Origin of the sequence: Paraburkholderia sp. GV068, from assembly GCF_003058125.1 — a bacterium.
GTDB lineage: Bacteria > Pseudomonadota > Gammaproteobacteria > Burkholderiales > Burkholderiaceae > Paraburkholderia > Paraburkholderia graminis.
The window spans coordinates 80396-92624 of sequence record NZ_QBUB01000016.1 but is presented as its reverse complement, the minus strand read 5'-3'; the positions used below and the strand labels follow the sequence as shown (position 1 = coordinate 92624).

The window sequence follows — 12229 nt, the reverse complement described above, 5'->3', positions numbered from 1 at the left end:
CTTCGCGTGGCATAATCGACCGACACAGTCAGCCCGCAGTCATTACTACCCCCGCATACCATGGCACAGACTCTCTACGACAAATTGTGGAACACGCACGTGATCCACACGGAAGAAGACGGCACGACGATTCTCTATATCGACCGTCACCTGCTGCACGAAGTCACCAGCCCGCAAGCGTTCGAAGGCCTGAAGCTGGCCGAGCGTCCGGTGTGGCGCATCAGCGCGAATCTGGCCGTGTCGGATCACAACGTGCCGACCACCGACCGTAGCCACGGCATCGCCGATCCGGTTTCGAAGCTGCAAGTCGACACGCTCGACTCGAACTGCGACGCCTACGGCATCACGCAGTTCAAGATGAACGACCTGCGCCAGGGCATCGTGCATATCATCGGACCGGAGCAGGGCGCCACGCTGCCAGGCATGACGATCGTGTGCGGCGACTCGCACACGTCCACGCACGGCGCGTTCGGCGCGCTCGCGCATGGTATCGGCACGTCGGAAGTGGAACACGTGCTCGCCACGCAAACGCTCTTGCAGAAGAAAAGCAAGAACATGCTGGTCAAGGTCGAAGGACCGCTGCCGCGCGGCTGCACGGCGAAAGACATCGTGCTCGCGATCATCGGCAAGATCGGCACGGCGGGCGGCACGGGCTACGCCATCGAATTCGGCGGCTCGACCATTCGCGCGCTCTCCATGGAAGGCCGCATGACGGTCTGCAACATGGCGATCGAAGCAGGCGCGCGCGCCGGCATGGTCGCTGTGGACGACACCACGATCGAATACCTGAAAGGCCGTCCGTTCTCGCCCGAAGGCGCGGAGTGGGACATCGCAGTCGATTACTGGAAGCAGTTCAAGTCCGACGAAGGCGCGCACTTCGACCGCGTGGTCGAACTGAACGCGGCCGACATCGTGCCGCAAGTCACGTGGGGCACGTCGCCGGAAATGGTCACCGCCGTGGACGGCCGCGTGCCCGATCCCGAGCGCGAGAAGGACCCGGGCAAGCGCGAGGCGATGGAGCGCGCGCTCAAATACATGGCGCTCGAACCGAATGCGCCGATCGAGTCCATCAAGCCGGATAAAATCTTCATTGGGTCGTGCACCAACGCGCGCATCGAAGACATTCGCGCTGCGGCTTACGTCGTGAAGAAACTGGGCCGCCGCGTCGCGCCGAACATTCGCCTCGCGATGGTCGTGCCGGGCTCGGGTCTGGTGAAAGCGCAGGCCGAACGTGAAGGCCTCGACAAGGTGTTCACCGACGCCGGTTTCGAATGGCGCGAGCCGGGCTGCTCGATGTGCCTCGCGATGAACGCCGACCGGCTCGATCCGGGCGAGCGTTGCGCGTCCACGTCGAATCGTAATTTCGAAGGTCGTCAGGGCGCCGGTGGCCGTACCCATCTCGTGAGCCCCGCCATGGCCGCAGCCGCGGCTATCGAAGGGCATTTTGTCGATATTCGCAAGCTGGGATAAATCGCATGATGAAGAACATGAATCGCACTACTCTACTGCGCCGCTTCGCGCTCGGTACTCTGGCTGGGTTGCTGCTCGGCCTGACCGGCTGCAACACGGTGCACGGATTTGGGCAGGACATGTCGCACCTCGGCAATTCGATCAGCAATCACGCTGAGAAATAACCGGTTTTTGATTTTTTGCCGGCGACGCAGCGAGCGGCTTTCGTGCCGCCACGCGCATCGCCGGTCCTGAAACAGGCGCAAGCGTCATGGATAAATTCATCGTACACACCGGCGTCGTGGCGCCGCTCGATCGCGAGAACGTCGACACGGACGCGATTATTCCCAAGCAATTCCTCAAGTCGATCAAGCGCACGGGCTTCGGTCCGAACGCGTTCGACGAGTGGCGTTACCTCGACCACGGCGAGCCGGGTCAGGACAATTCGAAGCGTCCGCTGAATCCCGACTTCGTGCTGAACCAGCCGCGTTATCAAGGCGCGTCGGTGCTGCTCGCGCGCAAGAACTTCGGCTGCGGCAGCTCGCGCGAACACGCGCCGTGGGCGCTTCAGCAATACGGCTTCCGCGCGATCATCGCGCCGAGTTTCGCCGACATTTTCTATAACAACTGCTTCAAGAACGGCCTGTTGCCGATCGTGCTGACCGAGCAGCAAGTCGATCACCTGTTCAACGAGACGTATGCGTTCAACGGCTTTCAGTTGACCATCGACCTCGACAAGCAGGTCGTGCGCACGGCGGACGGCGGCGCCGAGTATCCGTTCGAAGTGGCGGCATTCCGCAAATACTGTTTGCTGAACGGTTTCGACGACATCGGCCTCACGCTGCGTCACGCCGACAAGATCCGCCAGTTCGAAGCCGAACGCATCGCGAAGCAGCCGTGGCTCGCTCACCGCATCGTCGGATAAGACTCGAAGTCTCGAAGAAAATCACCAAGGAATTCGCATGAAGATCGCAGTGTTGCCGGGCGACGGCATCGGCCCCGAAATCGTCAAGGAGGCCGTCAAGGTTCTCAACGTGCTCGGCGAAAAGTTCGAACTGGAAGAAGCGCCGGTTGGCGGCGCGGGCTACGAGGCGAAGGGTCATCCGCTGCCCGATTCGACACTCGCGCTCGCAAAGGAAGCCGACGCGATCCTGTTCGGCGCCGTCGGCGACTGGAAATACGACAAGCTCGAACGCGCGCTGCGCCCGGAGCAGGCCATTCTCGGCCTGCGCAAGCATCTGCAACTGTTCGCGAACTTCCGCCCGGCCATCTGCTATCCGCAATTGACCGGCGCTTCGTCGCTGAAAGAAGAGATCGTTTCGGGTCTCGACATCCTGATCGTGCGCGAACTGAACGGCGACATTTACTTCGGCGCGCCGCGCGGCGTGCGTGAGGCGCCGGACGGTCTTTTTGCGGGCGCGAAGGAAGGCTTCGACACCATGCGTTATTCGGAGCCCGAAGTGCGCCGCATCGCGCACGTCGCGTTTCAGGCAGCGCAAAAGCGCGGCAAGAAGCTGACGTCGGTGGATAAAGCCAATGTGCTGGAAACGTCGCAGTTCTGGAAAGACGTGATGATCGACGTCTCGAAGGAATACGCGGACGTCGAGTTGTCGCACATGTATGTCGACAATGCCGCGATGCAGCTCGTGAAGGCGCCCAAGTCATTCGACGTGATCGTGACCGGCAACATGTTCGGCGACATTCTCTCCGACGAAGCCGCCATGCTCACGGGTTCGATCGGGATGCTGCCGTCGGCCTCGCTCGACAAGAACAACAAGGGCTTGTACGAGCCGTCGCACGGTTCCGCGCCGGACATCGCCGGCAAGGGCGTGGCGAATCCGCTCGCGACGATTCTGTCGGCTGCCATGATGCTGCGTTATTCGCTGAACAAGGCGGAGCAGGCCGACCGCATCGAAAACGCGGTCAAGAAGGTGCTCGAACAGGGCTACCGCACTGGCGACATTCTCACGCCGGGTTGCAAGCAGGTCGGCACGGTGGCGATGGGCGACGCAGTGGTCGCAGCACTGTAAAAGAGGCTCGTGCATGTGGGGCGTAGATGGCCGCGCCCCGCGTTCAAGTCGGCGGTAATCAGGTCGTTAAAATGATCTTTAATACGCGAATCGGCCTGCAACAGGCCGATTCGTGCGTGTAATACGGGCGGCAGCGACGGTTAGGGACGTCGCCGGATTCCGGTTTTCGTGTATATTGTAGCGATGGCACAGATGGCTCAAATCTCCTCGATTTCGAAACTGCACGGCAAAACGGCCCGTGTGGTTGAGCTCGCCATTACCACCAAAGCGCTGATTAAAACGATTACCCCGAAAACGATCACGAAACGCTGATCGTCCGTCGTGCCCGCTCATCTTCCCCGCGCGGTCACTGCGGGCAAAGATGCGGGGAAGTTTCCACTCGAAGGGTATGAAGTCATGAACGTAGGTCTCGTAGGTTGGCGCGGCATGGTCGGCAGCGTCCTGATGCAGCGTATGCAGCAGGAAGGCGATTTCGACTTGATCGAACCGGTGTTTTTCAGCACCAGCAACGCGGGCGGCAACGCGCCGTCGTTCGCCAAAAACGAGACCAAGCTCAAAGATGCGACAAGCATTGACGACCTGAAGAAGTGCGAAGCAATCATCTCCTGCCAGGGCGGCGACTACACGAACGAAGTGTTCCCGAAGCTGCGCGCGGCCGGCTGGAACGGCTACTGGATCGACGCGGCTTCGTCGCTGCGCATGAAGGACGACGCGGTCATCATTCTCGATCCGGTTAATCTCGACGTGATCAAGAACGCGCTGGTCAAGGGCCAAAAGAATTTCATCGGCGGTAACTGCACGGTCAGCCTGATGCTGATGGCGCTCGGCGGCCTGTTCCGCGAAAACCTCGTCGACTGGATGACGGCCATGACGTATCAGGCCGCCTCCGGCGCGGGCGCGCAGAACATGCGCGAACTGCTGTCGCAAATGGGCACGCTGCACGGCGCGGTGAAGAACGAACTCGCGGACCCGGCTTCGGCGATTCTCGATATCGACCGTCGCGTGCTCGAAGCGATGAACAGCGACAGCATGCCGACCGATCACTTCGGCGTGCCGCTCGCCGGCTCGCTGATTCCGTGGATCGACAAGGATCTCGGCAACGGCATGTCGAAGGAAGAGTGGAAGGGCGGCGCCGAAACCAACAAGATTCTCGGCAAGCCGGCCATGGGCACGCCGGGTTCGATCCCGGTCGACGGCCTGTGCGTGCGGATCGGCGCGATGCGTTGCCACTCGCAGGCGCTGACCATCAAGCTGAACAAGGACGTGCCGCTTGACGAAGTGAACAGCATCCTCGCTTCGGGCAACGACTGGGTGAAGGTGGTGCCGAACGAACGCGAAGCGTCGATGCGCGATCTGTCGCCGGCAGTGGTGACGGGCACGCTGACGGTGCCGGTCGGCCGCGTACGCAAGCTGGCCATGGGCGGCGAATATCTGTCGGCATTTACTGTCGGCGATCAGCTGCTGTGGGGCGCGGCCGAGCCGCTGCGCCGCATGCTTCGCATTGTGCTCGACAAGTAAAGTAAACTACGCGCTCACGACGCGTAGAAAACTCAAGAAGCGTCGCGCTTGCGCGGCGCTTTTTTCATTTGTGTGCTCCGATTATCTTGTCTCTTTATAACCGCAAAAAAGGGCCGCGCGCTGACGCGCCAGGAGTCCCGATGAAACCTCGACTCTCTTCCCTTCGGGCCATGTTTGCGCGCCCACGTACCGGCCGCCTCGCGGCCACAGCCGCTTTGGCGCTGATGCTGACGGGCGCCGGTTTGGGCAGCGCGATGGCTGCGCCCGGCGACGCCGCGAGCGCGCCCGAAGGCGCCACGGCATCTGCGGCTCAAGCCGCGTCGGCCTCTTATTCGGCGGGTGGGCAATACACGGTCAAGCCGGGTCAGTCGCTGAACGATGTCGCGATTGCTGTCACCCAATCACACGATCGCGCCACGCTCGCACGCGCGGCACGCGCTGTCTTCGACGCGAACCCGAACGCCTTCATGGGCCACGATCCGAGCCGCATGCGTCTGGGGGCGGTGCTGACGGTGCCGCCGCTGGACGCGTCGGGCGCAGTGGTTGTGGCGGCGGGTGCAACGCCAGCGGCTGCTGCTTCGGGGCCGGCGGCTGGCAGCGGATCGTCGTCGAATGCTTCGGTCGCGGCGGCCGCGAGCGGCGCCGCGCAAGGCAATGCGGCGGTGAGTGCGGCGGCGAGCGCGCCAGGGGCGGAAACTCCCGCGACGCAGGCTGCGCCGTCGGCAGCGCCTGCGGTTCAGGCCAACGCCAATGCGGCATCGGACGCGGGTTCGGCAGCGTCGGCCGGGGCCGGCGCCGCGTCGTCGGAGGCTGCTGCTGGTGCGCAGCCGACGTCCGCCGCGAGCGGCACGCATGTGTGGGCGGGGTCCGTGCAGCCGTCAGCGAGCGAAGCCGCCAGCGCGGGCACGGGTGCATCGCAGCCGCGCGCGCAGGTGTCGAGCTTGCAGCAACTGCTCGCGCTCAAGAATCGCGTGCTGATGGAGTTGCAGAAGCATGGCATCGGCGGCTCGCCCGCGGCGCCGGCTGTGCAGTCGTCGGCGAGCGGCGTGCAACCGGCGGCGGGCGCATCGGCCCCGGCTGTCGTGTCGGGTCATCCGGGCGCTGCTGTGTCGACGTCGAACCAGGCCGGCCTTTCGCAGACGAACCTCGCCGTGGGCGCGGCGGTCGGCGCGGCGCTGGTCGTGCTGCTGACTGCGTTGCGGCTCGGTCGGCGCAAGCGCGAGCGTTTGGCCGACGCGCAGCGAGCGGAGGCGTCGGAGGCATCCGAGAAGGCTGCGGCGGCCAATGACGCCGCGCCGGTAGTTCCGGCTGCTATTCCCGTTGACATCGCCAAACGCGAACCCGAAGCCGACGCCGAAGACGCCGCGACCGCGCGCCACGCCGCAACGATGGCCGAGGCGGAGCGCGAAGCGGCTGAAGGCGACGCCGCCGCACGCGAAATGTCGGAGCGCATCGCGGCCGAGCGCGAGGCGGAAATCCGCACCGCAACCGCACGCGAGGCAGAGGCGAGCGAAGCGGCGGAGCAGGCGGCTGCGCAAGGCGCCGTCGAGCGCGAAGCGGCAGAACGCGCGGCAGCCGACGAGGCTGCGCATGACCGCGTCGCGGCTGAGCAGGACCTCGACGCAGCACGCCTCGCGGCCGAGCGTTCGACAGCGGAAAACGCCGCGACTGGCGCTAGCCCGAGCGAGGAAACCGCAGCCCCGCAAGCCGCAGCAGACGAGGCAACTGCAAGGCAAGTCCAACTCGCGTCGGAGCAGCCCGCGGCTGAACGCGTAGCGGCGCACGAGCCTGCATCGGAACAGGCAGATCGAGCGGCGCCTCATGAACCATCGGCGGCTTTCGAATCACACTCGCCGGAACAACGCGCTGCCTTCGACCAAAGCGGCCTCGCATCAGAAGAACATCGCCACAACCTGGACGACGCGACGACAGCCGCGAGCCTCGACGCCGCCGCCGAACTAGGCGCCGACGCGTTGCCGCGAGCGCCGCTTCAGCCGTTCAACGAGGCGTGGGAGCCCGAGCCGGTGTCCCATCGTCTGGAATGGGATGACGAGCCGTTGCCGCCCGAGCCGATGGAGCCGTCGATCCCAGAAGCACCGGCAACGCGCGCCCAAGTCGATCACGACCAGCCGCGCGCGCCCGCATCGGCGGAATTCCCGCGCGACGCGCTCACCGCGTTCGGCAGCCTCGATATGCCGTTGCCGCCGCGCGTCGGATCGGCAGCCGACACCGTGAGCGCACCGCAGTCGCTGAGCAGCCAGCCTGTCGCGTCGCCGGAAGCCACCGCGCGTCAAGCGGTGCCGCCGCCACCCAACGCCGAACAAGCGCCGCATGCCGCCGACGAAATCGCGGCCGGCACCGCCGGCCGTGGCGCCGTAGCGGGTCTCGGCGCGGGCACCTTGGGCGCAGCGGGTTTCGGCGCGCTCAAGCTCGACTTCGACCTGGAACTCCCGCCGAGCCCCGCGCAGCCGCTGCCCGCGTTCACGCCGGCGGATCTTGCACGCATCGCGCGAAACAAGCTCGATCTGGCCGCCGAGTACATCGAACTGGGCGATCTGGCGGGCGCGCGCACGCTGATCAACGAAGTGATCGAAGCCAACGATCCGGCCACGCGCAACGATGCCCGCGCGTTGCTCTCGACGCTCGCTCCGTTGTCGTGAAGCGCATTGCTTTAGGCATTCAGTACGACGGATCGGCGTTCTGCGGATGGCAGTCGCAGCCGCATGGCAACACGGTTCAGGACGAACTGGAACGGGCGCTGCGCGAGTTCGCACAGACGCCTGTGCATACCGTCGTCGCGGGCAGGACGGATACGGGCGTGCATGGCCTCGGCCAGGTCGTGCACTTCGATACCGAACTCGAGCGGGCCGACGTCTCATGGGTCCGCGGCACGAATACGTTTTTGCCCAAGACGATTTCCGTGCAATGGGCCAAGCCGATGCCCGAGGCGTTCCACGCGCGGTTTTCCGCGTTCGAGCGCACTTATTACTATCTGCTGTACGTGCATCCGGTGCGTTCGCCGATGCTGGCGGCGCGGGCGGGTTGGGTGCACACGCCGCTCGACATTGAAGCGATGCGGGCGGCGGCGGCTCATCTGATCGGCGAGCACGACTTTTCGGCGTTCCGCTCGTCGCAATGCCAGGCGAAGACGCCGATCAAGCATCTGCATCAGATCGACATCGAACAGCACGGCGACTTCGTGCATTTCCGTTTCCGGGCGAACGCGTTTTTGCATCACATGGTGCGCAACCTGATGGGATGCCTGGTGTATATCGGCAAGAAGCGTCGTCCGGTCGAGTGGATGGCCGAGGTGCTCGCGAGCCGCGATCGCGAGTCGGCGGCGCCGACCTTCATGCCGGACGGGTTGTATCTCGCGCAGGTGGGCTATCCTGAGCACTTCGACGTGCCCGCGCCGCAGACCGGCAGCGTGCCGTGGAGCACCGTATGGAACGAGCAGGCACACACATGAGTTCGACTGAAAACCTCGCAGCAGCGTCAGAGTCAGATACGGGCGCCGCACAGCAAGCCGTGCCCCGGCGCACGCGCATCAAGCTGTGCGGCCTGTCGAATCCGGCCGACGTCAACCACGCGATAGAGTTGGGCGCGGACGCCATCGGCCTCGTGTTCTATCCGCCAAGTCCGCGCTCGGTGAGCGTCGCGCAGGCTGTCGAAATCATGCAGGATGTGCCGCCGTTCGTGTCGGTAGTCGGCTTGTTCGTGAATCCGTCGCCGGAATGGGTGCGCGAAGTGGTCAGCAACGTCGGGCTGTCGCTGTTGCAATTTCACGGCGACGAGACCGCTGAACAGTGCGAATCGCTCGCCGGCATTGCGGGTTTGCCTTGGTTGCGCGCGCTGCGCGTTGCGGCGGATACTCGACCGGCCGATTTGGTAGAATCGGCTCTCAACTATTCAGGCGCCAATGGCTTTCTGTTCGACACTCACGTCGAAGGCTATGGCGGCGGCGGGAAGGTTTTCGATTGGTCACTTATTCCAGCAGAGCTCGCGCGTCGGGCCGTTTTGAGTGGTGGGTTGAACGCGCAAAACGTCAGTGATGCGATCCATCGCGTGCGCCCGTACGCGGTCGATGTCTCGAGCGGCATCGAAGTGCCGGGCGCCAAGGGCGTGAAAGATCACGCCCGGATGGCGGCGTTCGTACGCGCAGTGCGCGCGGCGGACGCCGGATGATTCCGCGGCGCGGCGCTCCAAAAAGCTCGCCGCGCGCCACGAAAAGAGTGATCCACATGTATAACTTGCCTGACGAAAGAGGCCATTTCGGCCAGTTTGGCGGCGTGTTCGTCGCCGAAACGCTGGTTCACGCGCTCGACGAGCTGCGCGCAGCCTACGAGAAATTCCAGAAAGATCCTGAGTTTGTCGCCGAGTACGAGCGCGAGCTGAAGTACTTCGTCGGCCGGCCTTCGCCGATTTATCACGCGCAGCGCTGGAGCGAGATGCTCGGCGGCGCGCAGATTTTTCTGAAGCGCGAAGACCTCAACCACACCGGCGCGCACAAGATCAATAACGTGATCGGCCAGGCGCTGCTCGCGAAGCGCATGGGCAAACCGCGCGTGATCGCTGAGACCGGCGCCGGGCAGCACGGCGTTGCCACCGCGACCATCGCCGCGCGTTTCGGCATGGAGTGCATCGTCTACATGGGCGCCGAAGACGTGCGCCGCCAGGCCGCCAACGTCTACCGCATGAAACTGCTGGGCGCGACCGTGGTGCCGGTCGAGTCGGGCTCGCGCACGCTGAAAGACGCGCTGAACGAGGCCATGCGCGACTGGGTGACCAACGTCGAAAACACGTTCTACATCATTGGTACGGTGGCGGGGCCGCATCCTTACCCGATGATGGTGCGCGACTTCCAGCGCGTGATCGGTGACGAGTGCAAGGTGCAAATGCCCGAGCTCATCGGGCGGCAACCGGACGCGGTAATTGCGTGCGTCGGCGGCGGTTCGAACGCGATGGGCATCTTTTATCCGTATATCGACGACACTTCGGTGCAGTTGATCGGCGTCGAAGCGGCCGGCGACGGCATCGAGTCCGGTCGTCACGCCGCTTCGCTGATCGGCGGCAGCCCCGGCGTGCTGCACGGCAATCGCACGTATCTGCTGCAGGACGAGAACGGCCAGATCATCGAGACGCATTCGGTGTCCGCCGGCCTCGACTATCCGGGCGTCGGGCCCGAGCACGCGTGGCTAAAAGAGAGCAACCGCGCGCAATACGTCGGCATCACCGACGAAGAAGCGCTCAAGGCGTTCCACGACTGCTGCCGCATCGAGGGCATTATTCCGGCGCTGGAGTCGAGTCACGCGCTGGCTTACGCCACGAAGCTCGCGCCGACGCTGGCCAAAGACAAGCACCTGCTGGTGAACCTGTCCGGCCGCGGCGATAAGGACATGCACACGGTCGCGGAGCGATCGGGCATCCAGTTCTGAGCGCCGCCACGATGCGCGACGAGTTCGACGAGCCGCAGCCGGCGACCAGTGAAACGACGCCGGCCGGCGAGCTTCTGGCGCCCGAGGCGCCTGCGCTGCTGTTGCCGCAGGTGCCCGCGGGCATCCAGTTGTTGAACCGCGATTTCTTGACCGATGTAGCGAATATTCCCGACGCGTCGATCGACCTGATTCTTTGCGACCCGCCATATGGGCTCGGCAAGGACTACGGCAACGACTCCGACATGCGCACCGGCGACGACTTCCTCGCCTGGACGCGTGGCTGGCTCGAGCTGGCTATCCCGAAGCTCAAGCCGTCGGGCTCGCTCTACATCTTCTGCACCTGGCAGTACGCGCCGGAAATCTTCAGCTTCCTGAAGACAAAGCTCACGATGATCAACGAAATCATCTGGGACCGGCGCGTGCCGAGCATGGGCGGAACGACGCGCCGATTTACCTCGGTGCACGACAACATCGGTTTCTTCGCGGTGTCGAAAGATTATTACTTCGACCTCGATCCCGTCCGCATCCCGTACGATGCCGTCACGAAGAAGGCGCGTTCGCGTAAATTGTTCGAAGGCAGTAAGTGGCTGGAGCTTGGCTATAATCCGAAGGACGTCTGGTCTGTATCGAGGCTGCATCGGCAACACGCCGAACGCGTCGATCATCCCACGCAAAAGCCTTTGGAGATTGTCGAGCGAATGGTGCTGGCCAGTTGTCCGAAGGGCGGCCGCGTGCTCGACCCTTTCATGGGCAGCGGCACCACCGCAGTCGCTTGCGCCCGCCAGCAGCGCGAATTCGTCGGCTATGAGATCAATGAAAGTTACTGCGCGATAGCGCGGGAACGCGTCAGCGCGGCTGCTGCCGCGCCCGCCGCGCGTCGGCCGGCCAAAGCCAAAATGCAACGGCAAGCCGAAGTGCAATGACGCGACGCGCCGAGCGCAGTAGCTCAATCGAGAACAACTCCATGTCCCGTATCAAGAACACGTTCGCCGCACTGTCCGAGCAGGGCAAAAAAGGCCTGATTCCTTTCATGACGGCCGGCGACCCCGACCCCGCCCGCACGGTCGAATTCATGCATGCGCTCGCCGCCGGCGGCGCGGATGTCATCGAACTCGGTGTGCCGTTTTCCGATCCGATGGCGGACGGCCCCGTGATCCAGCAATCGTCCGAGCGGGCACTCGCACACGGCGTGTCGCTGCGCCATGTGATCGCCGATGTGAAACGCTTTCGCGAAACCAACGACACGACGCCGGTCGTGCTGATGGGCTACGCCAATCCGATCGAGCGCATGGGCACCGAAGCCTTCGCGCAGGCGGCGAAGGAAGCCGGCGTCGACGGCGTGCTGGTGGTCGACTATCCGCCCGAAGAATGCGCTAACTTCGCCGAAAAGATGCGTTCGGCGGGGATCGATCCGATCTTTTTGCTGGCGCCCACGTCGACCGACGAGCGTATCGCCGAAGTCGGCAAGATCGCGAGCGGTTACGTCTATTACGTGTCGCTGAAAGGCGTGACCGGAGCGGCAAATCTGGACGTTTCCAGCATCGCGAGTAAAATCCCGGCGATCAAGTCGCGCGTGCCCCTACCGGTAGGCGTCGGTTTTGGCATCCGTGACGCGGAAACGGCGCGTCTCGTGGGCGAAGTTTCCGATGCCGTCGTGATCGGTAGCCGTATCGTGCAATTGCTCGAGCAGGCGGCCCCCGAAACCGCTGCCGAGACGCTCACGCGTTTCATCGCAGAGGTGCGCGAGGCGCTCGATAGCGTCGCGACTGCCCGATAACAGTGATTTTGTCGTCTGTA

At 64.0% G+C, this 12229-nt stretch carries 11 protein-coding genes; all 11 read left to right on the top strand.

The window, feature by feature from the left end:
* Nucleotides 1-60: 60 nt before the first annotated feature.
* The 11 genes from leuC (at nucleotide 61) to trpA (ending at nucleotide 12209) form a co-directional block, all read left to right on the top strand.
* Entirely contained in the window at nucleotides 61-1470 is a 1410-nt protein-coding gene (gene leuC / locus C8K18_RS27090) for a 3-isopropylmalate dehydratase large subunit (RefSeq protein WP_029971410.1), read from the top strand.
* Nucleotides 1471-1475: 5 nt separating this feature from the next.
* Nucleotides 1476-1634 carry an entericidin A/B family lipoprotein gene (locus tag C8K18_RS27085; protein ID WP_029971411.1) on the top strand — a complete coding sequence of 53 codons (159 nt, stop codon included), beginning with the start codon at nucleotides 1476-1478 and terminating at the stop codon, nucleotides 1632-1634.
* 86 nt (nucleotides 1635-1720) lie between these two features.
* Complete coding sequence (gene leuD / locus C8K18_RS27080; protein ID WP_107710452.1) at nucleotides 1721-2374, top strand: 3-isopropylmalate dehydratase small subunit; 654 nt, start codon at nucleotides 1721-1723, stop codon at nucleotides 2372-2374.
* A gap of 37 nt (nucleotides 2375-2411) precedes the next feature.
* Nucleotides 2412-3479, top strand: coding sequence for a 3-isopropylmalate dehydrogenase (gene leuB, locus C8K18_RS27075; RefSeq protein ID WP_029971412.1), 1068 nt, complete (start codon nucleotides 2412-2414; stop codon nucleotides 3477-3479).
* A gap of 396 nt (nucleotides 3480-3875) precedes the next feature.
* Nucleotides 3876-4997, top strand: coding sequence for an aspartate-semialdehyde dehydrogenase (gene asd, locus C8K18_RS27070; RefSeq protein WP_053859695.1), 1122 nt, complete (start codon nucleotides 3876-3878; stop codon nucleotides 4995-4997).
* A gap of 140 nt (nucleotides 4998-5137) precedes the next feature.
* Entirely contained in the window at nucleotides 5138-7657 is a 2520-nt protein-coding gene (locus C8K18_RS27065) for a FimV/HubP family polar landmark protein (RefSeq protein WP_107710453.1), read from the top strand.
* A complete protein-coding gene (truA, locus tag C8K18_RS27060; RefSeq protein WP_053859693.1) occupies nucleotides 7654-8466 on the top strand; it encodes a tRNA pseudouridine(38-40) synthase TruA in 813 nt (270 codons plus the stop codon). The genes C8K18_RS27065 and truA overlap by 4 nt, the downstream gene beginning before the upstream one ends.
* On the top strand, nucleotides 8463-9182 hold the full coding sequence (locus C8K18_RS27055) for a phosphoribosylanthranilate isomerase (protein ID WP_044020329.1): 720 nt from the start codon (nucleotides 8463-8465) through the stop codon (nucleotides 9180-9182). The genes truA and C8K18_RS27055 overlap by 4 nt, the downstream gene beginning before the upstream one ends.
* A 56-nt stretch (nucleotides 9183-9238) precedes the next feature.
* Nucleotides 9239-10432: a tryptophan synthase subunit beta gene (gene trpB / locus C8K18_RS27050; RefSeq protein WP_029971417.1), complete on the top strand. Its 1194-nt coding sequence runs from the start codon at nucleotides 9239-9241 to the stop codon at nucleotides 10430-10432.
* An 11-nt stretch (nucleotides 10433-10443) separates the two neighbouring features.
* A complete protein-coding gene (locus C8K18_RS27045; RefSeq protein WP_029971418.1) occupies nucleotides 10444-11355 on the top strand; it encodes a site-specific DNA-methyltransferase in 912 nt (303 codons plus the stop codon).
* Between the two features lie 41 nt (nucleotides 11356-11396).
* Nucleotides 11397-12209: a tryptophan synthase subunit alpha gene (gene trpA / locus C8K18_RS27040; protein ID WP_107710454.1), complete on the top strand. Its 813-nt coding sequence runs from the start codon at nucleotides 11397-11399 to the stop codon at nucleotides 12207-12209.
* Nucleotides 12210-12229 lie beyond the last annotated feature (20 nt).

Excerpts from the sequence above, each read along its gene's own strand:
- leuC (WP_029971410.1), top strand. The coding sequence starts at position 61 with ATGGCACAGACTCTCTACGACAAATTGTGGAACACGCACGTGATCCAC.
- C8K18_RS27085 (WP_029971411.1), top strand. The coding sequence starts at position 1,476 with ATGATGAAGAACATGAATCGCACTACTCTACTGCGCCGCTTCGCGCTC.
- leuD (WP_107710452.1), top strand. The coding sequence starts at position 1,721 with ATGGATAAATTCATCGTACACACCGGCGTCGTGGCGCCGCTCGATCGC.
- leuB (WP_029971412.1), top strand. The coding sequence starts at position 2,412 with ATGAAGATCGCAGTGTTGCCGGGCGACGGCATCGGCCCCGAAATCGTC.
- asd (WP_053859695.1), top strand. The coding sequence starts at position 3,876 with ATGAACGTAGGTCTCGTAGGTTGGCGCGGCATGGTCGGCAGCGTCCTG.
- C8K18_RS27065 (WP_107710453.1), top strand. The coding sequence starts at position 5,138 with ATGAAACCTCGACTCTCTTCCCTTCGGGCCATGTTTGCGCGCCCACGT.
- C8K18_RS27055 (WP_044020329.1), top strand. The coding sequence starts at position 8,463 with ATGAGTTCGACTGAAAACCTCGCAGCAGCGTCAGAGTCAGATACGGGC.
- trpB (WP_029971417.1), top strand. The coding sequence starts at position 9,239 with ATGTATAACTTGCCTGACGAAAGAGGCCATTTCGGCCAGTTTGGCGGC.
- C8K18_RS27045 (WP_029971418.1), top strand. The coding sequence starts at position 10,444 with ATGCGCGACGAGTTCGACGAGCCGCAGCCGGCGACCAGTGAAACGACG.
- trpA (WP_107710454.1), top strand. The coding sequence starts at position 11,397 with ATGTCCCGTATCAAGAACACGTTCGCCGCACTGTCCGAGCAGGGCAAA.